The sequence below is a fragment of the Pseudomonas sp. 22515 genome (genome assembly GCF_052044625.1).
GTDB classification, from domain to species: Bacteria; Pseudomonadota; Gammaproteobacteria; order Pseudomonadales; family Pseudomonadaceae; genus Aquipseudomonas; species Aquipseudomonas alloputida.
The window spans coordinates 126,450-151,181 of the sequence record NZ_JBQENN010000016.1; the positions used below are offsets into that span (position 1 = coordinate 126,450).

At 61.6% G+C, this 24,732-nt stretch carries 17 protein-coding genes; 7 read left to right on the top strand and 10 right to left on the bottom strand.

The features are described from left to right. Positions 1–113: 113 nt before the first annotated feature. The 6 genes from argR to acs all read right to left on the bottom strand — a co-directional run bounded on the left by argR (position 114) and on the right by acs (position 6,736). Entirely contained in the window at positions 114–1,094 is a 981-nt protein-coding gene (gene argR / locus ACTJJN_RS16665; protein ID WP_004576734.1) for a transcriptional regulator ArgR, read from the bottom strand. Between the two features lie 98 nt (positions 1,095–1,192). After that, the gene (locus ACTJJN_RS16670; protein WP_010955179.1) at positions 1,193–1,957 is read right to left on the bottom strand and encodes an ABC transporter ATP-binding protein; all 765 of its coding nucleotides are present in this window, start codon (positions 1,955–1,957) and stop codon (positions 1,193–1,195) included. Between the two features lie 22 nt (positions 1,958–1,979). Then, positions 1,980–2,678 carry an ABC transporter permease gene (locus ACTJJN_RS16675; protein WP_003254520.1) on the bottom strand — a complete coding sequence of 233 codons (699 nt, stop codon included), beginning with the start codon at positions 2,676–2,678 and terminating at the stop codon, positions 1,980–1,982. Then, positions 2,675–3,364: an ABC transporter permease gene (locus ACTJJN_RS16680; RefSeq protein ID WP_003254523.1), complete on the bottom strand. Its 690-nt coding sequence runs from the start codon at positions 3,362–3,364 to the stop codon at positions 2,675–2,677. Before ACTJJN_RS16680 ends, ACTJJN_RS16675 begins: the two co-directional genes overlap by 4 nt. Positions 3,365–3,452: 88 nt before the next feature. Then, a complete protein-coding gene (locus tag ACTJJN_RS16685) occupies positions 3,453–4,238 on the bottom strand; it encodes an ABC transporter substrate-binding protein (protein WP_012051577.1) in 786 nt (261 codons plus the stop codon). Positions 4,239–4,774: 536 nt separating this feature from the next. Next, positions 4,775–6,736, bottom strand: a complete 1,962-nt coding sequence (acs, locus tag ACTJJN_RS16690; protein WP_003254525.1) for an acetate--CoA ligase — start codon at positions 6,734–6,736, stop codon at positions 4,775–4,777. Between the two features lie 393 nt (positions 6,737–7,129). On the opposite strand from acs, the gene ACTJJN_RS16695 reads away from it, so the two are divergent. Next, entirely contained in the window at positions 7,130–7,384 is a 255-nt protein-coding gene (locus tag ACTJJN_RS16695; protein WP_003254526.1) for a DUF2790 domain-containing protein, read from the top strand. 99 nt (positions 7,385–7,483) lie between these two features. Here ACTJJN_RS16695 and ACTJJN_RS16700 read toward each other — a convergent pair whose 3' ends face one another. Then, on the bottom strand, positions 7,484–9,043 hold the full coding sequence (locus ACTJJN_RS16700; RefSeq protein WP_440781427.1) for a sigma-54-dependent transcriptional regulator: 1,560 nt from the start codon (positions 9,041–9,043) through the stop codon (positions 7,484–7,486). Between the two features lie 257 nt (positions 9,044–9,300). Here ACTJJN_RS16700 and phhA point away from each other — a divergent pair, with 257 nt between their 5' ends. The 5 genes from phhA to ACTJJN_RS16725 all read left to right on the top strand — a co-directional run bounded on the left by phhA (position 9,301) and on the right by ACTJJN_RS16725 (position 16,453). Continuing rightward, positions 9,301–10,089 (top strand): phenylalanine 4-monooxygenase, encoded by a 789-nt coding sequence (phhA, locus tag ACTJJN_RS16705; RefSeq protein WP_003254528.1) that lies wholly within the window; start codon positions 9,301–9,303, stop codon positions 10,087–10,089. A gap of 39 nt (positions 10,090–10,128) precedes the next feature. Beyond that, a complete protein-coding gene (locus ACTJJN_RS16710) occupies positions 10,129–10,485 on the top strand; it encodes a 4a-hydroxytetrahydrobiopterin dehydratase (RefSeq protein ID WP_003254532.1) in 357 nt (118 codons plus the stop codon). A gap of 189 nt (positions 10,486–10,674) precedes the next feature. Further along, entirely contained in the window at positions 10,675–10,803 is a 129-nt protein-coding gene (locus ACTJJN_RS16715; RefSeq protein ID WP_003254533.1) for a hypothetical protein, read from the top strand. Between the two features lie 157 nt (positions 10,804–10,960). After that, positions 10,961–15,160 (top strand): deaminase domain-containing protein, encoded by a 4,200-nt coding sequence (locus ACTJJN_RS16720; protein ID WP_440781428.1) that lies wholly within the window; start codon positions 10,961–10,963, stop codon positions 15,158–15,160. Between the two features lie 90 nt (positions 15,161–15,250). Further along, the gene (locus ACTJJN_RS16725) at positions 15,251–16,453 is read left to right on the top strand and encodes an MFS transporter (protein ID WP_440781429.1); all 1,203 of its coding nucleotides are present in this window, start codon (positions 15,251–15,253) and stop codon (positions 16,451–16,453) included. Between the two features lie 132 nt (positions 16,454–16,585). Here ACTJJN_RS16725 and ydiJ read toward each other — a convergent pair whose 3' ends face one another. Beyond that, entirely contained in the window at positions 16,586–19,606 is a 3,021-nt protein-coding gene (ydiJ, locus tag ACTJJN_RS16730) for a D-2-hydroxyglutarate dehydrogenase YdiJ (RefSeq protein ID WP_012051572.1), read from the bottom strand. A 152-nt stretch (positions 19,607–19,758) separates the two neighbouring features. On the opposite strand from ydiJ, the gene ACTJJN_RS16735 reads away from it, so the two are divergent. Then, entirely contained in the window at positions 19,759–20,643 is an 885-nt protein-coding gene (locus tag ACTJJN_RS16735; RefSeq protein ID WP_003254537.1) for a LysR substrate-binding domain-containing protein, read from the top strand. A 138-nt stretch (positions 20,644–20,781) separates the two neighbouring features. Here the strand turns inward: ACTJJN_RS16735 and ACTJJN_RS16740 are convergent, their stop codons facing one another. Both ACTJJN_RS16740 and ltrA read right to left on the bottom strand, forming a co-directional pair. Further along, positions 20,782–22,200 carry an amino acid permease gene (locus ACTJJN_RS16740; RefSeq protein WP_178085909.1) on the bottom strand — a complete coding sequence of 473 codons (1,419 nt, stop codon included), beginning with the start codon at positions 22,198–22,200 and terminating at the stop codon, positions 20,782–20,784. A 682-nt stretch (positions 22,201–22,882) separates the two neighbouring features. Beyond that, positions 22,883–24,304 (bottom strand): group II intron reverse transcriptase/maturase, encoded by a 1,422-nt coding sequence (gene ltrA, locus ACTJJN_RS16745; protein ID WP_221101214.1) that lies wholly within the window; start codon positions 24,302–24,304, stop codon positions 22,883–22,885. Between the last annotated feature and the right edge of the window lie 428 nt (positions 24,305–24,732).

The window sequence follows — 24,732 nt, forward strand, 5'->3', positions numbered from 1 at the left end:
TGTTGGTGTGTTGACGGGGAGATCGAGCGCCGCCCGCGAAGCGCCGCGTGGGCGGCGCTCGATTTGCACCCCAACATCAACCCCAAGGCATACACCCCGAACCCAACCGAATCTCAGCCCTTTTCAGCCGGCGCCGAGCTCAATTCAAACGGGCTGCTGCTGCGACGCTGGTTCCGGTCTTCTCGCGGCGTTGCACCAAAGAAGTTACGGTAGGCACTGGAAAAATGCGGCCCCGAGGAGAAGCCACAGGACAGCCCGATCTGGATGATCGACTTGCTGGTCTGCATCAGCATCTGCCGCGCCTTGTTCAACCGCAACTCCAGGTAGTACTGGCTGGGTACACGGTTCAGGTACTGCTTGAAGATACGCTCCAACTGCCGACGTGACACGCACACATGCTGGGCGATTTCGTCGGTGGTCAGCGGCTCTTCGATGTTGGCTTCCATCAGCAAAACGGCCTGAGTCAGCTTGGGGTGACTCGAGCCCAGGCGGTTCTGCAGCGGAATACGCTGGCGCTCGCCACCCTCGCGGATGCGCTCTACCACCAGCTCTTCCGACACCGCCCCGGCCAGCTCCGCCCCGTGATCGCGCGCCAGCACCGCCAGCAGCAGGTCGGTCACGGCCATACCGCCGCAGGCGGTCAGTCGGTCGCGATCCCAGTCGAACAGGTGGCTGGTGGCAATCACCTTGGGGAAGCGTTCGGCAAAGTCATCCTGCCAGCGCCAGTGCACGGCTGCCCGGTACCCATCGAGCAGGCCCAGCATGGCCAGCGGATAGACCCCGGCCGACAGGCCACCGATCAGGCAACCACTGCGCGCCAGTTGCTTGAGCGCGGCTGAAAAGGCAGCCCCCATCGCCGCAGGCGGCTCGTCGGCCAGCAGAAAGAGCTTGTGGCAGCCCTCCAGGCGGCCGGTCCACGGCTCGCCCGGCAGCCGCCAGGCGCCTTCCTGCGCAGGCTCGGCCTGCAGGAAGACCAACTCGTAGACCACATCCGGATGCACACGCTGCGCCACCAGCAACACTTCCTCGGCCAACGCCAGGGTCAAAGGCCTGGTGCTGGGCCAGATGAGAAAACCGATTCGCTGGGTGGTCATAGGGTACGGTCCGAAACCTGAGGTCGTTCGAGTCTGTGCGCCGGGTCAGGCTGCGCTCGCCGCGCAGCATGCCCTATTCTGGTGCAAAAATGCAGCTTTTACTTCAGGCTGCCGGAGAGGAACTGCTGCAGGCGCTCCGACTGCGGATTGGCCAGCACTTCACGCGGGCAGCCGGTTTCTTCCACCAGGCCTTTGTGCAGAAACACCAGCTGGTTGGACACCTCGCGGGCAAAGCCCATTTCGTGGGTCACCACCACCATGGTCCGACCTTCCTGGGCCAGCGCCTGCATCACCTTCAGCACATCACCCACCAGCTCAGGGTCGAGCGCCGAGGTCGGCTCGTCGAACAGCATGACCTCCGGCTCCATGGCCAATGCCCGGGCAATTGCCACACGTTGTTGCTCACCCCCCGACATATGCCCGGGGAAGGCATCCTTGCGATGGGCAACCCCCACCTTGGCCAGGTAGTGCTCGGCCTTTTCCAGGGCTTCCTTTTTGTTCACGCCCAGCACGTGCACTGGCGCTTCGATGATGTTCTCAAGCGCAGTCATGTGCGACCACAAGTTGAAGTGCTGGAACACCATCGACAGGCGCGAGCGCATGCGCTGCAATTGACGCGGGTCGGCGGCCTTCAACGCACCATCCTTGCCGGGGACCAGCTTCAGTTCTTCGTTGTTGAGCAGGATCTTGCCGGCGTGCGGCTGCTCCAGCAGGTTGATGCAGCGCAGGAAGGTCGACTTGCCCGAACCGCTGGAGCCGATGATGCTGATGACGTCGCCGGCCTTGGCCGCCAGTGACACGCCCTTGAGCACTTCGTGGCTGCCGTAGCGCTTGTGCAGGTCTTGGACTTCGAGTTTGTACATGCTGTCGATTCTCACAAAGCGGTCAGTGCTTGCGCGGCGCCAGGTAGCCGAGCCAGCGGCGTTCGGCCATCTTGAACAGGCGCACCAGGATGAAGGTCAGGCACAGGTAGAACACGCCCGCCGTGATATAGGCCTCGAAAGGCAGGTAGTACTGGGCATTGACCGTGCGCGCAGCACCGGTGATGTCGATCAGGGTGACGATCGACGCCAGGCTGGTGGTCTGCAGCATCATGATCACTTCATTGCTGTATTGCGGCAGTGCCCGACGCAGTGCCGAAGGCAGCAGGATGCGGCGGTACATTTTCATGCGCGACATCCCCATGGCCTTGGCAGCTTCGATCTCGCCATGCGGCGTCGCCTTGAGGCTGCCGGCAATGATTTCGGCCGTGTAGGCACTGGTATTGATGCCGAACGCCAGGCAGGCGCAGAAGGTGGCGCTGGACAGCAGCGGCCAGAAGATACTCTCGCGCACCGCCTCGAACTGGGCCAGGCCGTAGTAGATCAGGAACAGCTGCACCAGCATCGGCGTGCCACGGATGACGTAGGTGTACAGCCATGCAGCAAGGTTGACCACCGGCTGCCTGGATACCCGCATCAGGCCCAGCGGAATGGCTGCCAACAGGCCGAAGAAAAGCGAAATCGCCAGCAGTTTCAGGGTGGTCAGCAAACCGCCGAAGTACATCGGCAGCGCTTCCCAGACGACGTTGTAGTCGAAGATCATAGTTCAGCCACCTTGACGCCCACCGAGTAGCGGCGCTCCAGATACTTCAGGGCCAGCAGCGAAACACTGGTCAGCACCAGGTACAGCGCCGCCACTGCCAGGAAGAAGGTGAAGGGTTCGCGGGTGGCGTCAGCCGCCTGCTTGGCCTTGAACATCATGTCCTGCAGGCCGACGACCGAAATCAGCGCAGTGGCCTTGGTCAGCACCAGCCAGTTGTTGGTGAAGCCCGGAATGGCCAGGCGAATCATTTGCGGCACCTGGATGCGGAAGAACACTTGGCGGGGGCTCATGCCATACGCCACGCCCGCCTCGGCCTGGCCTTTGGGAATGCCCAGGAAGGCCCCGCGGAAGGTTTCCGAGAGGTAGGCGCCAAAGATGAAGCCTAGGGTACCGATACCCGCAATCAGCGGATTCAGATCGATATAGTCTTCATAGCCGAGCAGCGGCGCCACCCGGTTGATGATGTCTTGCCCGCCGTAGAAGATCAGCAGGATCAGGACCAGGTCCGGAATACCACGGATCACCGTGGAATACAGATCGCCCAGCCAGGCCAGCCAGCGCACTGGCGACAAACGCAGCGCCACACCGATCAGGCCGAGCACGATGGCCAGGGCCATCGACGACAGGGCGAGCTGTAGCGTCAGCCACGCCCCGTCGAGGATGACTGCCCCGTAGCCTTTCAACATGATGAGGTCCTCGACCTAGAGAATGAAAAATGGTGCAAACCTCAGAGCCTCTGCTGTTTGCACCATTGCACAGGTGAAACCCGACGTCTTACTTCGAGTCTGGACCGTAGATGTCGAAATTGAAGTACTTGCTTTCGATTTCTTTGTACTTGCCGTTGGCACGGATGGCGTCGATCGCCGCGTTGATGCGGTCGACATTGGCCTTGTCACCCTTGCGTACGGCAATACCGATACCGTCACCGAAGTACTTGGCGTCGGTGAAGGCCGGGCCTACGAACGCGAAGCCCTTGCCGGCGTCAGTCTTGAGGAAGCCGTCTTCCAGCAGGGTGGCATCCGCCACGGTGCCGTCGAGGCGGCCAGCTGCGACGTCCAGGTAGATTTCGTTCTGGGTGCCGTAAGGCACCACGGTGGCACCTTTGGCGCCCAGCACTTCCTTGGCGAAGCGGTCGTGAATGGAGCCGCGCTGCACACCAATCTTCTTGCCTTTCAGTTCGTCCAGGCTGTCGCTGACGGTGGTGCCGTCCTTCATGACCAGGCGCGCCGGAGTCAGGTAGTAGCGCTTGGTGAAGTCGACCGACTTCTTGCGGTCATCGGTGATCGACATGGACGACAGGATGGCGTCGATCTTGCGCACTTTCAGCGCCGGGATCAGGCCGTCGAACTCCTGCTCGACCCAGGTACACTTGGTTTTCATCTCTTCGCACAGCGCGTTGCCGATATCGTAGTCAAAGCCGGCGATGCTGCCGTCAGGTTGCTTGAAAGCGAAGGGTGGGTAGGCCGCTTCGATGCCGATTTTCAGCGGTTTTTCATCAGCCTGCGACACCAGGGAAAACACAGACAGCGCCAGGGCGCCAAGCAGTGCGAGCTTCTTCATCAGGTAACTCCATCGGTACGGGGCAATACAAGGCAGGTAACGGCTGCCCGATATGCGAATGAGTACAACGCGAGCCGCGCAGGGTTCGACCAAGGCCGCATACCACGAGCGAGTGAGTGGCATTTTAACGACAGCCCGGTAGTCGATATTTCTTCAAAGCGACAACTACTTATAGAAGCGCTTGAAACCGCCGCGGGCGATGTTGACAGCCAATGCAGAACATGCAATGGCGCAAGAAATAGAACCTATAGACCTAGCAATTCCTGGGCCTATTATTGGCAAACCCTTGTACGACGGCAAGTGCAGCGTGCCTTGATGCACAAAATGCTGACCCCGATGCACCGAAACGGGCCGGAATTGTTTCCTGGCGCCCCGAACCTGTGCGGGACCGGTGACAGAACAGTAACCGATGATTGTCGGGTAACAATGCAAGAGCGGGCTTGACCGCGAATGCATGAGGTCAGGAGACAGCTTAGCCTGAACTGACGCATTCGCGGGCAAGCCCGCTCCTACAGGGGGTATTGCCGGCGAGGGAATTAGGCCGAAGCCAGGTTCATCGCCTTGTGGGTATCGATCAGGTGCTGCACCACACCTGGGTCGGCCAAGGTCGAGATATCGCCCAGGGCGTCGTATTCACCAGTGGCAATCTTGCGCAGGATGCGGCGCATGATCTTGCCCGAGCGGGTCTTCGGCAGCCCTGGCGCCCACTGGATCACATCCGGCGAGGCAATCGGGCCAATCTCCTTGCGTACCCAGTTCTTCAGCTCCAGGCGCAATTGCTCGCTGGCCTCGATGCCGGCATTGAGGGTGACATACACATAAATACCCTGCCCTTTGATGTCATGCGGCACGCCAACCACTGCGGCCTCGGCAACCTTCGAATGCGCAACCATGGCGCTTTCGATCTCGGCAGTACCCATGCGGTGGCCGGACACGTTGAGCACGTCATCCACACGGCCGGTGATCCAGTAGTAGCCGTCCTCGTCCCGGCGCGCACCGTCGCCGGTGAAGTACATGCCACGGAAGGTCTTGAAGTAGGTGTCGACGAAGCGGTCATGGTCGCCGTACAGCGAACGCGACTGACCCGGCCAGGAGTCGAGGATTACCAAGTTGCCTTCGGCAGCACCGTCGATCAGGTTGCCCAGGTTATCGACCAGGGCAGGCACCACACCGAAGAACGGACGGGTTGCCGAACCCGGCTTGAGGCCGGTGGCGCCAGGCAGCGGGCTGATCAGGATGCCGCCGGTCTCGGTCTGCCACCAGGTGTCGACGATCGGGCAACGCTCCTTGCCGACGGTCTTGTAGTACCAGTTCCAGGCCTCAGGGTTGATCGGCTCACCCACCGACCCCAGCAGACGCAGGCTGGAACCGTCGGCGCCCTCAACAGCTGCCTGCCCTTCAGCCATCATGGCGCGAATGGCAGTTGGCGCTGTGTAGAGGATGTTGACCTTGTGCTTGTCGACGATCTTCGATACGCGGGTAATGTCCGGGTAGTTCGGCACGCCCTCGAACAGCAAGGTGGTAGCGCCGTTGGCCAGCGGGCCGTAGACGATATAGCTGTGGCCTGTGACCCAACCGACGTCGGCGGTGCACCAGTACACCTCGCCCGGGCGGTAATCGAACACGCGTTCATGGGTCAGCGCGGCGTAAACCAGGTAACCGCCCGTGGTGTGCAGCACGCCCTTCGGCTTGCCGGTGGAGCCGGAGGTATAAAGGATGAACAGCGCCTCTTCAGCGCCCATTTCCTTGGGTGCGCAGTGGCTGGAGGCGACTTTCATCAGGTCTTCGTACCAGATGTCGCGGTGCTGGTGCCAGGCAATGTCGCCACCGGTGCGCTTGCACACGATGATTTTCTGCACGCTGCTGGTTTCAGGGTTGGTCAGCGCCAGGTCGACGTTGGCCTTGAGCGGTGTGCGGCGGCCACCACGCACGCCTTCGTCGGCCGTGATTACCACCTTGGACTTGCAGTCGATGATACGGCCAGCCAGCGCCTCGGGCGAGAAGCCGCCGAACACCACCGAGTGAATCGCACCAATGCGTGCACAGGCCAGCATGGCGACCACCGCTTCGGGGATCATCGGCATATAGATGGTGACCACGTCACCGCGGTGCACATCCTGGCCACGCAGGGCGTTGGCGAACTTGCAGACCTGCTCGTGCAACTCGCGGTAAGTGATGTTGCGGTGCTCGGAAGGGTCGTCACCTTCCCAGATGATGGCCAACTGGTCACCGCGCTCTTCAAGGTGGCGGTCCAGGCAGTTGGAGGAAACGTTCAGAGTGCCGTCGGCGAACCATTTGATATCGACATGGTGGTCGTCGAAGGAGGTCTGCTTGACCTTGGTGAACGGCTTGATCCAGTCGATACGCTGGGCCTGCTCGCGCCAGAAGCCGTCCGGGTTGATCACCGATTGCTGGTACATGGCCTTGTAGGTGGCCTCGTCGGTCAGGGTAGTGGCCGCAACCTCGGGACGAACGGGATACAGTGGAGCCGCACTCATCTGTGTTACCTCGGTGTAATAGTTGTTTTTGTATGGAACCGTTTGTAACTGTACCAGAGCGACAAAAGCCATTCGACGTTGGTAGTAATTTGGTACACCCGTTCCGGCAAAACGCTCTGGCGCGGGCATTACAGCCTTGCCGACGAAAAAACGAGGGGGTTGCCACAGGATTGTTACAGATTCTGTCAAAACACTTTATCAAAACACCCACTGTTTCAGCATTGGCCACCGCCATAAAATTCACCTCGCCAGCAACGGCAAGGCGATTAACAACTGGAAACAGCCCCCACGAAGGCAAACGTTAATCCCCCTCTAATCCCGATAGTTAACACTCGCTGTACTCGCGGCGCCATNCCGCGTGCCCCCTCACGACCTTAGACAGGTAAATAGAAAATGAAAGCTTTACTGGTATTGGTACTTGGCAGTCTTTGCGGCGCGGCAATGGCCGGCGAAGCCAAAGATGCCGAGCAGATTCCGGTTGAACAGTACAGTTACTCGCAGCACCTGGACATTGCTCGCGTCATTTCCATGAGCGAAGTGCCCAATGTGTGCGAAGTCGTGCCCGCCCGCATGACCTACGAGGACTCCCAGGGCCAGAAGCACATTCTCGAATACCGCGTGATGGGGAACGGCTGCTCTAACGGCTGATACCCTGGAATCGGGGGCCCTGCGGGCCCCTATCGCGNGTGGGAGCGGCCTTGTGTCGCGAAAGGACTGCAACGCAGTCCCAGGTTCTTTGCCCAACAACTAATCCGCCGACTTGTTAAGCGAGTAATCCCTCAACTTGTTGGCAATTGTCGTGTGCGAAACACCCAGTCTTTTGCCCAAGGCCCGACTACTGGGAAACTCACCTATCAAACTTTCCAGCACCGCCTTTTCAAAGCGCCCTACTATCTGCGAAAGATCCCCTTCCAGCGAAAACTCGCCTAACGGTTGCCGCACGCCATAATCCGGCAAGCGGATATGCTCGCTTTTAACCAAGCCGCCGTCACATAACGAAACCGCCTGGAACAACACGTTTTCCAACTGCCTTACATTACCTGGCCAGTGGTACTGCCCAAGTTTGTCCATTGCCGCCGGTGCAAGGCGCGGCATGGCGCAGCCAATCTGTCGACTGGCCTGATCGAGAAAATGCTGCACCAACCCCTCCAGACCATCCATGCATTCGCGCAAAGGCGGAATGTGCAGCGACAGTACATTGAGCCGGTGATACAGGTCCTGGCGAAACTCGCCACGGGCACACAACTCGGACAAATCCACCTGGGTTGCACAAATCACCCGCACATCCAGGTAGACCTCTTCATCGCTACCCACCCGACGGAAGCAGCCGTCCTGCAGAAAGCGCAGCAGCTTTACCTGCAGGCGCGGGCTCATCTCCCCTACCCCGTCAAGGAACAGCGTGCCGCCTGCAGTCAACTCCAGCAGCCCCAGCTTGCCTTCGGCCCGTGCCCCTTCGAATGCCCCAGGGCCGTAACCGAACAGCTCGGTCTCGGCCATCGACTCGGGCAACCCGGCGCAGTTGAGCGCCATCAGCGGCGACTGTCCACGCGGGCTGGCCAGGTGGCAGGCGCGCGCCAGCAACTCCTTGCCGGTACCGGTTTCGCCCTCGATCAGCAACGGTGCATCCAGCGGCGCCATGCGCCGCGCTTCACGCACCACGGCAGCCATCACCCGCGAGCTCTGGAAGATACTGTCGAAGCCACGCAGCTCTTGCTTGCGCACATTGTAGATACGCTCGCCGATTCGGTCGGCGCGGTGCAGGGTAAGCACCGCGCCGGCCAGCGCCTCGCTGTCATCATGCTCGGACTGCAGCGGTGCGATATCGGCCAGGAACACATCGCCTTTGACTTTGATGCGCAAGCCGTTGATGCGCGACTTGTTGGCCCGCACCAGCTCCGGTAGATCGAAGTCTTCTACGTAGCGCGCCAGCGGCATGCCCGGCACCTCGTCAACCCGCACGCCAAGCAGCTGCGCGGCTGCCCGGTTGGCGGCAACGATGCTGCCGCCCATGTCGATCGACAACACCGGGAAGTCCAGCGCCCCCAGCAACGCATTCAGCTCCATGTGCCGGCGTTCGCTGGGCATCAGGCCCACACGCTTTACGCCGAACACCCCGGCAATCGCCTCGAACTTCGGCCGCAGGGCCTGAAATTGCAGGTTGATCAGGTTCGGGCAGTGCAGGTAGATGGCGTTGCCATGGTCACCGCCCACCTCACCGCGCAGCACGTTGATGCCGTACTCAACCAGCAGGTTGAGGATGTCGCGCAGGATGCCAATGCGGTTCTGGCAATGGACTTTGATACGCATGAGGGCTCTCGAAGCGCTGATGTTTTTCAACACCGCGCGGAAAAGTCGTAAAGATAAGCTGACAAAAACCGGGTTTCGATCAACCAGATGCCTCGAATTTTCCGACACTTGCCGAGTTTTGTAAAATTATCGTTACGAAAACCCACATCGGCACCCTTCGCGGCCGAGGCCCACCCCCGTGCAAAACCGCTGGCGAAGGGATATTCCTTTAGGCATGTCCTGCACATAACAAGAAAAGCCCTCACCAGGAGAGCCTCATGAAACAGACGCAATACGTGGCACGCGAGCCCGATGCGCATGGTTTTATCGATTACCCGCAGCAAGAGCATGCGGTGTGGAACACCCTGATCACCCGCCAGCTAAAAGTGATCGAAGGCCGTGCGTGCCAGGAATACCTGGACGGCATCGACCAGCTGAAATTGCCGCATGACCGCATTCCGCAATTGGGCGAGATCAACAAGGTGCTGGGTGCGACTACCGGCTGGCAGGTTGCCCGGGTACCGGCGCTGATCCCCTTCCAGACCTTCTTCGAATTGCTGGCCAGCAAGCGCTTTCCGGTCGCCACTTTCATCCGCACCCCGGAAGAGCTGGACTACCTGCAAGAGCCGGATATTTTCCACGAGATCTTCGGCCACTGCCCGCTGCTGACCAATCCCTGGTTCGCCGAGTTCACCCACACCTACGGCAAGCTCGGCCTCGCCGCGACCAAGGAACAACGTGTGTACCTGGCGCGCTTGTACTGGATGACCATCGAGTTTGGCCTGATGGAAACCGCGCAAGGCCGCAAAATCTATGGTGGCGGCATCCTCTCGTCGCCGAAAGAGACCGTCTACAGTCTGTCTGACGAGCCTGAGCACCAAGCCTTCGACCCGATCGAGGCCATGCGTACGCCCTACCGCATCGACATTCTGCAACCGGTGTATTTCGTACTGCCGAACATGAAGCGCCTGTTCGACCTGGCCCACGAGGACATCATGGGCATGGTCCACAAAGCCATGCAGCTGGGTCTGCACGCACCGAAGTTTCCACCCAAGGTCGCTGCCTGAGCGACCTTGCCGATAACAACTCGAACCGGAAAACACCTCATGAATGCCTTGAACCAAGCCCATTGCGAAGCCTGCCGCGCCGACGCACCGAAAGTCACCGACGAAGAGCTGGCCGAGCTGATCCGCGAAATCCCGGACTGGAACATCGAAGTACGTGACGGCCACATGGAGCTGGAGCGCGTGTTCCTGTTCAAGAACTTCAAGCACGCCCTGGCGTTCACCAATGCCGTGGGCGAAATTGCCGAAGCCGAAGGCCACCACCCAGGGCTGCTGACTGAATGGGGCAAGGTCACCGTGACCTGGTGGAGCCACTCGATCAAAGGCCTGCACCGCAACGACTTCATCATGTGCGCACGCACTGACAAGGTGGCGGAAACGGCTGAAGGCCGGAAGTAATCACCAGAAAGTAGGGGCCAGAGGCCCCTTTTTTCATGGGGCATATGTGCGCTGTTCGCCCGCAAAACCGACAAACGACCGGGAAAAAAACCAAACTGTCATCCAGACTTGTGTATCCTGCCCGAGCTTTTTGAAGCTACGAACGCGCCTGGCGCAGACTTTTCACTCACACTTGCGAGGAACGACGAGATGCATGAAATCCCGAATCTTCCCTTCCCAAGCCTGAACCCAGAAGAGCCATCCGTGACCGTTCACGCCGAACCGGCAGCTGCCGCCGAGCAGGATGGTGACGATCAATCCAGCGCTGACCAGGAATAACTGCGCATCCCCGACTGTGTGAAAACGGCTGACCTGCGGGCTACCCCCGTCATCACGTTTTCACACCGTCTACAATCAACGTTGTAACAACCCACTACCACCTGCCCCGCCCCTGCCCTACACAGACTCGTGCCTCCTACCGCAAAGAGGCAGAGCCATGTCATCCATCACTGACGCCGCCGACCTACTCGCCCGGATAGACACCCTGGACGCCGAAAGCGTGCGCCTGCACAGCGACCTGTCCGGTCCAATGGACCTGGCCACATCGCTGCACGAACATTTCAACCAGGCACTGGGCTTCACAGACCTTTTCCCCGTCGACCTGAGCGATCATGACCTGCGCCAGCAGCTGACCGAAGCTTTCGCCCGTGAACCGGCGCATGAGCACTTCAACCGTATCCTGCGACGCCCCGTCGGCAGCCAAGTGGAGGCGAACCTGGTGGCGACCTTGCAGGCAAAACTGGCCCATATCGTGATCACCGCAACCGATGCCTCACTGATCGCCGGGTTGAACGAAGGCCTGCCGTATCCATGGCCCTACGCCAGTTGCAGCCTTGCCCAGGCACTCTGGGCTCGCCGGGTGTGCCTGACCCAGCGTGACTGCTTCGTAGCGGCCGCCTTGCTGCTGTACCCCAGTTTGCCAACTACCCCCCAGCGCCCACGATCGCCATCCCGTCCACTGGTGCTGGACAACTACCTGGACCTCCCCACACTGGCCAGCCACCTGCTGAAGCCTCCAGCCGGTGTTCACCTTGCCGTCCACCTGTTCAACGCCCTCGGAGCGACAGTCTATGCACAAGGCAGGCGTTACCGCCCGCCCACTGCCCGCGAACGAGCGTCGGGTGTAACACCTGATCAGCATGGAAAGGCGTTTCTCCCAGGCCCGGCATTGAATGTGCCAGCCGCTCAAGCGCTCGACGCCTTGCTGCATTCGTCCCTGTTCACCCGATGGGCCGGCGAACTGGCCGCCTCGGCAGAATGGGACGCCAGCTCCGATCACTTGGCCTTGGCTGAACAAACCTTGATCGACGTGTTGTACCCACCCGATGACCGCCAGCCGGGGCTGATCATGGCATTCGATCTGTTCAGCCCGGACAATGCCACGCTCCCTGTGGAGGAAATCTGCCTTGACCTGATCAACAGCGTGCAAATCCGTCTCGCCTGCACCCCGGCGATTGCGCAACTGGCCGGTGAACTGCTGATGCGCCGCTTCGCGCCCGAACTACTGCTCAGTGGCTACCCGGCCGATTTCAGCTTCGAGCCCGACCTGCGCTGGGCCAGCATCCGCCAGGGAGCCCTGATACTCAGCGCCCGCCAGCAACCGATGACCTTCGACAACGCAGAACAGGTCATGCGCCAGGCCCTGCACGAGGATGACCCTGTTCCCGAAGAAGCACTGCGCCAGACGCTGGCGGTGTGGGCCCCCTTGCGCGGATCATTCGAACTCCCCCCGCCCTGGTCGCACCAGCAATGGCAATTGGCGTTGCATCGCTACCTGGCGGTCAGGGACGTTGAAAGCCTCAACGATCTCCCGGACCGCTTCGAGGAGGCCCGTCGTCAGTTGCTCCAGAGCCGGATAGCGCCAGAGTCGCGCAATGCGGATGGCCAGGTGCACCTGCTGATGTACCTTGACCATGGCGCAGGCTACCGAGGCAATCCCCGCTTGCCGGACGTGACCGCCTGGTATGAAGTGGCCTTCGGCGCTTGGGAACAGCGTGCCATCAACGTCTATCAAGCTATCCTGCACCGCTGCTTGAGCCACCTGCCGGAAGATATCAAGGACCGCCTGCGTGATGGCCCCTGGACCGCCTATGCCGTTACCTGGCCGATCTACGTGGGCCCCGATAACCGACCTGAGTACGGCTCCAGCCCCAGAGCGGACTGGCACATGCAGACGGCCACCCAGGGTTTCGTCGTACATGCCCCGGACACAGAGGGCGATTGGCTTTACGAGCTGTTCCCCGAACGGCTGCACTGGCAAGCCCACTTCGTTACCCACACAGCGCCGACGCGCCTGGCCGAGCAATTGACGCTGCTCTACAGCGAATACAACCAATCACGACTGCCGTGGATCGCTGCCGACTTTCCCGCCTTGCGACAAGTGCTCATGGCCCCCACGCAAGATCGCCTCGATTCACTGGCCAGGCATTACGCCAGCGATATCGCCCTGGGCAATCGGGATGCTTTGCATGCACTGGGCAAAGGCGCTACCCCGCATGAACAATTCCTGGCCAGGCGCCAGTCCGTGAGCACTGGGCGCTACTTGCAACGGTTGTTTTCCAACCTGATACCGGGCTTGAGTTGCCTGAACCCAGAGGATGGCAGCGATGCACTGGCTTGTGTCCTGGACATCGCCGCGCTGAAAGGCGCGGCAGTCACGCTTGGTGGACGGGCCTTCAAACCATTGGCCAAGCTTCCCGGCGTGCTGGGCCAAAGCGCCAACACCGCACGCCTGAACGCCGCGCGCGCCGCCCGACGCTGGAGCAGCATCCCCGTCACGCCCGACTTCAGCGAGCGCCTTACCCCGCCCAAGCGCTGGCGCAGCGCGCCCGAACTGACGACGGTCGCCCCCGAATCCCGGGAACTCATGACGCAGCGAAGGGTACTGCCGGGCCAGACGCCCGATGCCCTGCTACTTGACCAGATACCTGGCAGCCATGGTCCGGTGCCACGCGAGCTACCCGAAACAGCCACACTGATCCCCCGCGACAATGCCACGGTCGATGCAATCATTCATGGCGCCGCCTATCGCCTTCAAACACCGAACACCTCGGGGCTCGTACGTCGGGTTGCCCATGAGCCGCTACTCGGCCAGCCACCCACCGAGGTGCCGCCGCCTTACACCGGCGGCGAAGCGCGAATGGCCCTGAGCTTCTCGCCCTTGCCCAATGACGCCGGCACACCCGTATTCGGACAACACGTCAGTCACGCCTTCCAAACCGTGCGGATCGAGCCGGTACCGATTCGTTACCGCCCCCAGCACACACGCTTCGACATCTGGGCGCAGGTCATGGTGCGCGAGGGCAAGGTCGTCGTACACGCCCCTAATCACCCCAAGCGATTGAAGCCCTTGCCCGTCGAAGAAACCCAGTTACGCCTTGGCGTCATCTCGCCTCCCGTGTACCACAGGCGCATCGTGGTCGATCCATCGCCTGAACTACGCTTTGGCTTGCCTGCGGACATGCCGATCGAGCAAGTCAGGCAAATTACCGACCACTGCCCTCCCGTGCGCCTGGGCGGGCTGGCGCGGACCATCCCCGACCGCCGTACCCTGCGCGGCGCATTGATCGACTGGCGCGGTGAGCAGTGGTTGATCGTCGAGGCCGATCTGGGGATTTTTTATGGCGCCCCCCATCAGCCCTGGGCGTGGCAGACAAGGCTGCTGGATGCCCCGGCACTGCCAGCTTCGCTGCCACATCCGCCCAGAGGGCTGCGTCGCAAGTTCGAGAGAATCACCGACCACGAGGCCATCGAGCGGTACCTGGAAATCAGCGAAACCTACCGCATCGTCGCCGAGCGCCCCAACCTGCAGCGCGATGTCGATAACGTGGTCAGATTGCTGCGCGACTGGATCGAACAAGGGCGAACATGGCAGCTCCGCCACCCCTCGCGATTCCTGCAGTTCATCGAAGCCATGGAGTCGCGCCTGCTCCCGGAATACGCGCGCAACATCCTCACGCAGAGCACAGCCCAGGACGCTTTGGCGGGCCCCGCCAGTCGCGGCATCACAGCATTGAACCGGGAGATAATCCCGATCTGGAGGCAATTCCACGGCACCAGCGCCGCAGACCGCCAACACATCCTTGGCGTATTGGACGATCTGCTACCTGCGCGCGGCGCCACTACCCCCTACACACCGGCAGCAGGGGCGCAGTCGCTCGACGACAACGCGATGGCCGCCTTGCGTCAGCACCTCTACCCAGTCAACCTGGCCTTTGCCAGCGTCACGCTGAAGGACCATAGCCGCGTGGTGTTCTTCGCCCTGTCAGGCAGCCCTGGCAGACGCGCATTGCATATCATCCCGACGCCCCGCCTCACACCGGCAGTGGACTACGTCGATGCACGTCAGGTTAACCAGTTTTTCCCGCCAGACCCGCGGTTTACCGAGCTGCCAACCCTGCGGCGCGCAGATTTCCTGTGGACGCGCGTCCATAAGCGACATCTGGATGCCGAACGACACATCGCCAGCGCGCTGAACCGCAGACTGCTTCACCGCCACACCGAGGTCGAGCGTATCGATGTCTTCACAATGCTCGACGCCTGTCGCTCCTGTGGCGGCTTCGTCCTGCCGCGCTTGCGGCTGGATTACCCGCAAGCCGAGTTCAGTGTGACCTGGATGCTCGATTACACCAACTGACTACAGCCTGACAGCTTCGCCCGCAAACACCCTTGCTGTGGTTAAGATGGCGGCACACACTGCCATCCTTACCGCAGCAACGGATCCCCAATGCCAGCACGCAGCCCCACGTCCCATGCCGTCACTGGGCAAGTCGTCTCCATCGTCCTGTTCACCTTCATCGGCTACCTGAACATCGGCATCCCCCTGGCCGTGCTGCCCGGCTATGTGCACAACGACCTGGGTTTCAGTGCCGTGGTCGCCGGCCTGGTGATCAGCGTGCAGTACCTCGCGACGCTGCTCAGCCGCCCTGGCTCCAGCCTCATCATCGACAACCACGGCAGCAAGAAGGCGGTCATGTACGGACTGGCTGGCTGCGGGCTCAGCGGGGTATTCATGCTGGCCTGTGCCTTCCTCACTCACCTACCTTGGTTGAGCCTGGCTTGCCTGCTGGTCGGTCGCCTGGTGCTGGGCAGCGCCGAAAGCCTGGTAGGCTCGGGTGCGATCGGCTGGGGCATTGGCCGGGTGGGTGCCGCAAACACGGCCAAGGTCATCTCCTGGAACGGCATCGCCAGCTATGGTGCGCTGGCCATCGGCGCCCCACTGGGCGTGCTGATGGTCAAAGGCCTCGGGCTGTGGAGCATGGGTGTGAGCATCATCCTGCTGTGCATACTCGGTTTGCTACTGGCGTGGCCCAAGCAAGCCGCCCCCATCGTCAGCGGTGTACGCCTGCCGTTCCTGCGGGTGCTGGGCAAGGTATTCCCCCATGGCTCGGGGCTTGCCCTGGGCTCGATCGGCTTTGGCACCATCGCCACCTTCATCACCCTTTACTACGCAAGCCGTGGCTGGGCCAATGCGGCGCTGACCCTGAGCCTGTTCGGCGCCAGTTTCATCAGCGCACGGCTGCTCTTTGGCAACCTGATCAATCGCATCGGTGGCTTCAGGGTGGCGATCGCCTGCCTGTCGGTGGAAACGCTCGGGCTGTTGATGCTGTGGCTGGCACCCAACGCCGAACTGGCCTTGGCGGGGGCTGCATTGAGCGGGTTTGGTTTCTCGCTGGTGTTTCCGGCATTGGGCGTGGAGGCGGTGAACCAGGTGTCGGCAGCTAACCGTGGGGCAGCGGTGGGAGCGTATTCGCTGTTCATCGACTTGTCACTGGGGGTGACCGGGCCATTGGTCGGTGCGGTGGCGGCGGGGTTCGGCTTCGCTTCGATGTTTCTGTTCGCGGCGGCTGCGGCAGCGTGTGGGTTGGTATTGAGCCTCTATTTGTACCGCCAGGGGCGTCGGGACAGGGACCGTACAACAGCAGCCTGAAAGCCGGTGCCGGCCTCTTCGCGGCCCACCCCGCCCCTGCAGGGTTGACGCGCCAGCCTGGCGTGCACGATCCCCCCGTAGGAGCGGGTTCACCCGCGAAGGGCTGCAAAGCAGCCCCAAAAGGCCTCAAACTTAGCGCTGAGCGTACTGCAACACCACCTCAAGCGGGTGGCGCATCTTCCGCTCGGTCATGCGCTTGACCTGGCTACGGCACGAGTAACCGGTCGCCAGCGGCTCCCCTTCCTTGTCCAGCTTGGTCGCCCAGCTCTGCTCGAATATGGCCCGCGAGGTTTCCTGGTTGCGGGCTTCGTGCCCATAGGTACCGGACATACCGCAGCAACCCGTGGCCTCGGTCACCAGCTTCAGCCCCAGACGGGCGAACACCTGCTCCCACTGCCGGGTGCTGGCCGGCACGTTGGTCTTCTCGGTGCAGTGCGCCATCAGGCGGAAGCTGCCCGGTGCGGTAGGCGCCTGCTCGGGCAGTACATCCATCAACCATTCCTGCGGCAGCAACACCTGCGGACAACCCTCCAGGCCTGGCACCTTCTGGTACTCCTGGCGATACACCAGCGTCATCGCCGGGTCCAGCCCCACCAGCGGCACACCGCAATCGGCCAGGGCCTTGAGCTGCGTGGCGTTGCGGATCGCTGCCTTGGCAAACGCGCCAAGGAAACCCTGTACGTGCAACGGCTTGCCGTTGGCGCTGTACGGCGCCAGGAATACCCGGTGGCCCAGGCGGTGGGCAAGGTCGATGAAGGCCGACAGCAGCGGTGTTTCGAAGTAGCGGGTGAAGGCGTCCTGCACCAGCACGATGCTGCGCTCGCGCTGGGCCGGGGTCAGCTCGCGCAGGGCCGGCACCGTGGCCATGCCAACGCGGCAACGGGTCAGGGTAGCCTGGAAGTTGAAGCGGCTGATCAGCGGGCTGTCGACCATGCCCACCTTGTCGGCCAGCAGTTGGCTCACCCACTTCGAACCCATCACCGCGTTGTACAGCCCCGGTGCGTGCGCCAGGTAGGGGATGGTGAACTCGAGCGAGCCAATCAGGTAGTCACGCAGCGGGCGCTGGTAGCGACCGTGGTACAGCTCGAGGAAGCGCGAGCGGAAGTCCGGCACATTGACCTTGATCGGGCACTGCCCGGCGCACGACTTGCACGCCAGGCAGCCGGCCATGGCGTCGTACACTTCATGGGAGAAGTCCTCCTGGCCCTGGTGGCGCGCGCGGTTGTTGCGCAGACGCGCCGGCAGGCCCTTGAGCCACGACACCTTGTTGCGCGCCGCAGCCAGCACATCGATGTTCGCCTCGCCCTGCAGGCGCAGCCACTCGCGCATCAGCGAGGCGCGGCCCTTGGGCGAATGCTGGCGTTCGCGGGTAGCCTTCCACGACGGGCACATGGCGTCGTTGGGGTCATAGTTGTAACAGGCGCCATTGCCGTTGCAGTGCACGGCGCTGGGGAAGTCCTGCCATACGCGCTCGTCAATGGTACGGTCAAGGTCGCCGCGCAGGGTCACGCCATCGACCGGGGTAAGGCCCTCGGCGCTGCCCAGTGGCGTGCAGATCTTGCCCGGGTTGAGCTGGTTGTGCGGGTCAAAGGCGCCCTTCAGGCGCTGCAACGCCGGGTACAGCTCGCCGAAGTACTCAGGCACGTATTCCGAGCGCAGGCCCTTGCCGTGCTCACCCCACAGCAGGCCGCCATAACGCTTGGTCAGCGCGGCAACAGCGTCGGAAATCGGCTTGACCAGCGCGGCCTGCGCCGGGTCCTTCATGTCCAGTGCCGGGCGCACATGCAGCACGCCGGCATCGACGTGGCCAAACATGCCGTAGGCCAGGCCGTAGCCGTCGAGCAGTGCGCGGAAGTCGGCTATGTAGTCGGCCAACTGCTCTGGCGGTACCGCGGTGTCCTCCACGAACGGCTGCGGGCGCACTTCGCCTTCGACGTTGCCCAGCAGGCCCACCGAACGCTTGCGCATGGTATAGACGCGGGTGACTGCCTCGGCACCTTCGGCCAAGGTGTGGCCCAGGCGCTCGACGCTGGTGTCGCTTTGCAGGTGCTGGATGAATGCCTGCACCTTGGCGTTGACCTCGGCCGGCTCGTCGCCGCAGAACTCCACCAGGTTGATGCCCAGCGTGGGGCGCTCGGGGTCCGCCGGGAAATACTCGGCCACGCTGTGCCAGACGATGTCTTTCATCGCCAGCATCAGCACCTTGGAGTCGACCGTCTCGATCGACAGCGGCTTGTGCGCCATCAGCGCGTTGGCATCACGCAGCGCATCCATGAAGCTGGTGTAACGCACATTGACCAGCACCGCATATTTGGGAATCGGCAGCACGTTGAGCTTGGCTTCGACCACATAGCCCAGCGAGCCCTCGGCGCCGCACAGCACGCTGTTGAGGTTGAAGCGACCCTGCTCGTCGCGCAGGTGCGCCAGGTCGTAGCCGGTCAGGCAACGGTTGAGCTTGGGAAAGGTGGTTTCAATCAGTTCGGCCTGGGTTTCCTGAATTTCCCGGGCCATGCGGTACACCTCGCCGACCCGGCCCGGCGCGGCGCAGGCCTGCTCCAGCGCAGCATCGTCGATCGGCAGGCTGTGCAGGCGTTCGCCACCGAGCAGCACACTGTGCAGCTCCAGCACGTGGTCGCGGGTTTTGCCGTAGGTGCAACTGCCCTGGCCACTGGCATCCGTGTTGATCATGCCGCCGACCGTGGCGCGGTTGGAGGTGGACAGCTCAGGGGCGAAGAACAGCCCGTGCGGCTTGAGCGCAGCATTGAGCTGGTCCTTGACCGTGCCGGCCTGTACCCGCACCCAGCGCTCTTGCACGTTGATTTCAAGAATGTTGTTCATGTGCCGCGACAGGTCGACGACGATACCGTCGGTCAGCGACTGGCCGTTGGTGCCGGTGCCACCACCGCGGGGGGTCAGCTTGACCTGCTGGAAGCGCGGTTCACCCATTAGCGTGGCGACCCGCGCCACATCGTCGGCATCCAGCGGGAACACCGCCGCCTGCGGCAAGCGCTGGTAGATCGAGTTGTCGGTGGCCAGTACCGTGCGGGTTGCGTAGTCGGCACTGATCTGGCCACGGAAGCCGCTGTTGCGCAGGGCTTCGAGGAATTCGGGGTAATTGGCGCTCGGTGCAACGGTGGACAGCTGGGCGATCATCGAAGGATGGCCTCTTGATATTGGCTAAATCACGGGATCCTTGTCGCCCCGGCATGGGTTGAGGCATGCAGGGATGACGTATAGGCCAATGTTCCTGTAGTTTCGCGTCAGGGGCAAACGGATAATCCTGCCGCTATCAATGACTTTTATGAATGAATTACCGCCACCTGACCCCATCCATGTCACTGCTGCTGGCTTTCGAGGCCGCCGCCCGGCATGAAAGCTACACCCGCGCCGCCGCCGAACTGTCGCTGACCCAAAGCGCGGTCAGCCGCCAGGTGCAAGCCTTGGAGCAGCAGTTGGGCCTGACCCTGTTCCGCCGCGAGGGGCGCCAGGTGCAGCTGACCGATGTCGGCCGCCTGTACCAGCGCGAGCTCAGCGAGGCACTGGGGCGCATCCGCAGCGCCACCTTGCAGGCACTGGCCTATCAGTCGGGGGTAGGCACCTTGCGCCTGGCTACCCTGCCAACCTTCGGCTCGAAATGGCTGTTGCCGAGGCTGCATGCGTTCTACAGCGCTCACCCAGGCATGCTGGTGCACATTCATTCACGCATTGAAACCATCAACTTCGACACCAGCGAAATCGATGCCGCCATCGGCGTGGCCAGCCACGACTTGCCGGGGCTTGTCTGCCATCGCCTGCATGCCGAGGAGCTGGTGGTGATCTTGCCGCCGGAGGCCGGCGTCGGCAGCCAAGGCTGGAGCCCGGCGCGGATCAGTGAAGAGGTGCTGCTGAATGTGGCCAACAACCCGCATGCGTGGGGCGAGTGGTTTTCCCATCATGGCTTGCCGCATCGGGCGATGCGGCTGGGGCCGAGTTTCGAGCTGACCTCGCACCTGATCCAGGCGGTACGTGCCGGGATCGGGATCGGGCTGGTGCCGCGCATATTGGTGGAGGAGGAACTGGCCAAGGGCGAGCTGTACAGCCCGGGTGTGGCGTTTGCCAGCCAGCGTAGTTATTACCTGATCTACCCGCCGAGGAATGAGGCGCTGCCGTCGCTGCGGGCATTCAGGGGGTGGTTGCTGGAGCAGATCTGATTGTTGGCGGGATCACCTGACCTGAGGGCAACGCTGTACCTGTAGGAGCGGGTTTACCCGCGAAGAGGCCCGCACAGGCAACAAAAAACCCGAAGCCAGCCACCTGACTCCGGGTTTTCGCATACTGCTTATGGCGCCTTACTTGGCCACAGTCTCAACAGCACCGCCCGCATTCACCTGGCGACGCGACTTGACCATGTACACCGCCAACATCGCAAGCAGCCACACCGGGATCGCATACACCGACACCTGGATGCCCGGGATCATCAGCATGATGCCCAGAATCAGCACCACGAAAGCCAGCACCACATAGTTGCCGTACGGGTACCACAGCGCCTTGAACAGCGGCTTCTGGCCGGTACGGTCGAGGTGCTGACGGAACTTCAGGTGCGAGTAGCTGATCATCGCCCAGTTGATCACCAGAGTGGCCACGACCAGCGACATCAGCAGCTCCAGCGCGTTTTGCGGCATCAGGTAGTTCAGCAGCACGGCGACGAAGGTCACGGCAGCCGACACCAGGATCGAACGCACTGGCACGCCCCGCTTGTCGACCTTGGCCAGCGACGCCGGGGCATCGCCCTGCTCGGCCATACCCAACAGCATGCGGGCGTTGCAGTAGGTGCCACTGTTGTACACCGACAGCGCCGCAGTCAGCACCACGAAGTTCAGCAGGTTGGCAGCCACGTCACTGCCCAGCAGCGAGAACACTTGCACGAACGGGCTGCTGCCGTAGCTGCCACCCGAGGCGTCGATGCTGGCGACCAGGTTGTCCCACGGGGTCAGCGACAGCAGCACCACCAGGGCACCGACATAGAAGATCAGGATGCGGTAGATGACCTGGTTGATCGCTTTGGGGATCACGGTCTTTGGCTTGTCGGCCTCGGCGGCGGTGAAGCCGAGCATTTCCAGGCCACCAAAGGAAAACATGATGAAAGCCAAGGCCATTACCAGCCCGCTGACGCCGTTGGGGAAGAAGCCGCCGTGTGTCCACAGGTTGGCCACGGTGGCTTCAGGGCCGCCGCTGCCGCTGGTCAGCAGGTAGGCACCCAGGCCGATCATGCTGACGATGGCGACCACTTTGATGATGGCGAACCAGAATTCGGCTTCACCGAAGAACTTCACGTTCATCAGGTTGATGGCGTTGATCAGCACGAAGAAGGCTGCCGCCGTGACCCAGGTGGGGATCTCCGGCCACCAGTAGTGAACATACTTGCCGACCGCCGAAAGCTCCGACATGCCCACCAGGATATACAGCACCCAGCAGTTCCAGCCTGACAGGAAGCCGGCGAACCCACCCCAGTAGGTGTGGGCGAAATGGCTGAACGAGCCGGCCACCGGCTCTTCGACGATCATTTCACCCAGCTGGCGCATGATCATGAAGGCGATGAAGCCGCAGATGGCGTAGCCAAGAATCATCGACGGGCCGGCGGATTTCATCACGCCAGCCGAGCCGAGGAACAGGCCGGTACCAATCGCACCGCCGAGGGCGATCAACTGGATATGGCGGTTCTTCAGGCCCCGCTTTAGCTCGCCTGAATGCATGTTTTGTCCACTCATGAACGAAGTCACCTGCATTGTTTTTATCTGTGACGGAATCGGACCCACCGCGCTCGTGGCGCAGCGGAATGGGCAAGGTGGTTACCTTGGGTTTCTTGACCTCAGGTGCCGCCGGAGCAGGTCAACCAGGCGTGATCAAGAGTGCGCGGTACGCAAGAGGGTCACAGGTAAAACGCGGCGCACTGTATACCCCTGCAAACGCGCAGGCGTCAACGCGTTGCATCGTTTCCTCGGGAAAAAACGCAGCGTTCCTGTGGTACAGGCCTTCATAGGCGAAGTGATCGGCGTACATGGCGCCTCCATTTGTTGTTTTGTCAGCCCGGCTCTTTGGACGGGCTCCTGCACAAGGCAATGGCGGCTATAACACCGTGGGGACGGGGGTTTGGGCAAGGGTGGCTGGCGCCATGGCGACGGCTTTGGCACAGGGGCGCCGGCAAGGTTTGTTTACACGATCGGGCATGATCTGAAATGCGGACTGAAAACGGCTACATTCGTACAGATTTCTTTACAAGGCGGTTCAAGAACTTGCCAGTCGTCCGAAAAATTCTTTTTGTTCAATATGAAAAATTCTTTTTGTTCAATATCTTGGGCTTGGTCCACATTCGCGCAGGATTGAGTAGGAGGCGGGTTCACACCCGCCGTCCTCTCACACCACCGTGCGTACGGTTCCGTACACGGCGGTTCAAGCTATGCGGCTAAGCCGGTTGATCGTATCCAGTATCGAGACCAGTCCGAGTCGATCCCATAGTTTCTTCGGCAGCGCCTGATTCATATGTGGCGCCCCCGAGTTCCACCATGGGCCTCGGCCGTTATAGGCCGATTTACAGGCACGCTCCTCGCTTAAGCCCAGACGCATCAGGTTGCGCGCCCTCGTAGAGGGCTGTTTCCATTGGCGCCAAATGGCACAGCGGAGTTTGTGCCTGATCCAGCCATCCAGCTCCTCAAGTGGCCGCTTGCTCTGGCTGAGCTTGAAGTAACCCGCCCAACCTCGTAGTACGGGGTTTATCCGCTCGATGGTGTTTGCCATCTTGCGGCCCCGCGCGCCGCATAGCAGCTCTGCGAGCCGGTCGCGCAGGCGACTCAGGCTCACCGTTGCCACCCGCAACCTTGGCTGCTGATGCCAGCTCATCCCATAACCCAAGTAATCACACTTCCAGGCTCTCGCGACTCGACTCTTCTTCTGATTCACCGTCAGTTTCAAACGTTGACTCAGGAAGCGCTCGACACTAGCCAGTACCCGTTCGCCAGCCCGAGGACTGCGCACATAAATGTTCGCGTCATCGGCATAGCGCACGAAGCGATGGCCCCGCCGCTCCAGTTCGCGGTCAAATTCATCGAGCAGGATATTCGACAGCAGCGGCGAGAGCGGGCCGCCTTGCGGCGTCCCTTCCTGCCGTGGACTGACGACACCGCCTGACATGACTCCCGCTTCAAGGTAGCGACGGATAAGCCTAAGTACGCACTTATCTTTGACCCGGCGCTCGATACAGGCCATGAGGATGTCGTGGTTGACCCGATCAAAAAACTTCTCCAGATCGACTTCCACGCACCACCGGTGCCCCGATGCCACATGGGCACGGGCCATCTCGACAGCTTGATGCGCGCTCCTGCCCGGACGGAAGCCGTAGCTAAAATCCGAGAACAAAGGATCGAAGAATGGCGTGAGTTGTTGCAGCAATGCCTGCTGGATCAGGCGATCCACGACGCTGGGAATTCCCAGTTGCCGCGTGCCGCCCTGCGGCTTGAGAATTTCAACCGCACGTACGGCTTGGGGATGGTATTCACCGGCCAGCAATCTGCCTTTGAGGATTGGCCAATACTGATTCACATAGCCTGCAAGGTCGGCGACCGTCATGCCATCGGCACCCGGCGCTCCCTTATTGCTGACTACGCGCTTATACGCACGTCTGAGGTTGGCCGGTGCGAGCACCCGCTCCATCAGCGTGTCCGGCTCTGCGTTCGTCCACGCCGATGACGCCGTCGATACCTTTGCGCTGTCAGGCATCATCCTCGGCTTCTGGCCGGGATTCGGAGTGACAGATTCCGTTTTAGGAAATTTCTGCATTGCGGCTACCAACGAGACAGTGACGCCTACTGGCGGCATAACCTGTTCGGCCCTTGGTGACGCGGTTAACCGCCACTTACTACGGCCTCGGCTGACTTCTGCACGCTCATCCCGTCGCCTCTCGACGCTCGGTAGCACCAAGGCAAGCGTACAGATCTCCCAGGGTAATTCGCGTGACCTTCCTGCTTATGCCTGTCGGATTTACGTCGCAGCGTTCCGTGCAAGTATTGGGCTTTGACGATTATGGCCGTCTTGCCCCGCTGCGCCGCCTGATCCGCTTCCTGTTCGTCAGGCCAGCATTTTGCCTCGGGCTTCCTTCAGATTCGTAGTCGCCCACGACACCCTTGCCTCTGGCTAACACTTCCCCTTGCCGGGTGTGTAGAGGACTTTCACCCCCAAGTCACCAGCGAGGCCACCACAGCCAAGCTGGTTGCGCTATCGCGCAACGCGCCATGCCTGGCGCACCA

What these genes read in the sequence shown, in the direction of transcription:
- argR (WP_004576734.1), bottom strand. Translation starts at nt 1,094, where the DNA reads ATGACCACCCAGCGAATCGGTTTTCTCATCTGGCCCAGCACCAGGCCT.
- ACTJJN_RS16670 (WP_010955179.1), bottom strand. Translation starts at nt 1,957, where the DNA reads ATGTACAAACTCGAAGTCCAAGACCTGCACAAGCGCTACGGCAGCCAC.
- ACTJJN_RS16675 (WP_003254520.1), bottom strand. Translation starts at nt 2,678, where the DNA reads ATGATCTTCGACTACAACGTCGTCTGGGAAGCGCTGCCGATGTACTTC.
- ACTJJN_RS16680 (WP_003254523.1), bottom strand. Translation starts at nt 3,364, where the DNA reads ATGTTGAAAGGCTACGGGGCAGTCATCCTCGACGGGGCGTGGCTGACG.
- ACTJJN_RS16685 (WP_012051577.1), bottom strand. Translation starts at nt 4,238, where the DNA reads ATGAAGAAGCTCGCACTGCTTGGCGCCCTGGCGCTGTCTGTGTTTTCC.
- acs (WP_003254525.1), bottom strand. Translation starts at nt 6,736, where the DNA reads ATGAGTGCGGCTCCACTGTATCCCGTTCGTCCCGAGGTTGCGGCCACT.
- ACTJJN_RS16695 (WP_003254526.1), top strand. Translation starts at nt 7,130, where the DNA reads ATGAAAGCTTTACTGGTATTGGTACTTGGCAGTCTTTGCGGCGCGGCA.
- ACTJJN_RS16700 (WP_440781427.1), bottom strand. Translation starts at nt 9,043, where the DNA reads ATGCGTATCAAAGTCCATTGCCAGAACCGCATTGGCATCCTGCGCGAC.
- phhA (WP_003254528.1), top strand. Translation starts at nt 9,301, where the DNA reads ATGAAACAGACGCAATACGTGGCACGCGAGCCCGATGCGCATGGTTTT.
- ACTJJN_RS16710 (WP_003254532.1), top strand. Translation starts at nt 10,129, where the DNA reads ATGAATGCCTTGAACCAAGCCCATTGCGAAGCCTGCCGCGCCGACGCA.
- ACTJJN_RS16715 (WP_003254533.1), top strand. Translation starts at nt 10,675, where the DNA reads ATGCATGAAATCCCGAATCTTCCCTTCCCAAGCCTGAACCCAGAAGAG.
- ACTJJN_RS16720 (WP_440781428.1), top strand. Translation starts at nt 10,961, where the DNA reads ATGTCATCCATCACTGACGCCGCCGACCTACTCGCCCGGATAGACACC.
- ACTJJN_RS16725 (WP_440781429.1), top strand. Translation starts at nt 15,251, where the DNA reads ATGCCAGCACGCAGCCCCACGTCCCATGCCGTCACTGGGCAAGTCGTC.
- ydiJ (WP_012051572.1), bottom strand. Translation starts at nt 19,606, where the DNA reads ATGATCGCCCAGCTGTCCACCGTTGCACCGAGCGCCAATTACCCCGAA.
- ACTJJN_RS16735 (WP_003254537.1), top strand. Translation starts at nt 19,759, where the DNA reads ATGAATTACCGCCACCTGACCCCATCCATGTCACTGCTGCTGGCTTTC.
- ACTJJN_RS16740 (WP_178085909.1), bottom strand. Translation starts at nt 22,200, where the DNA reads ATGAGTGGACAAAACATGCATTCAGGCGAGCTAAAGCGGGGCCTGAAG.
- ltrA (WP_221101214.1), bottom strand. Translation starts at nt 24,304, where the DNA reads ATGCCGCCAGTAGGCGTCACTGTCTCGTTGGTAGCCGCAATGCAGAAA.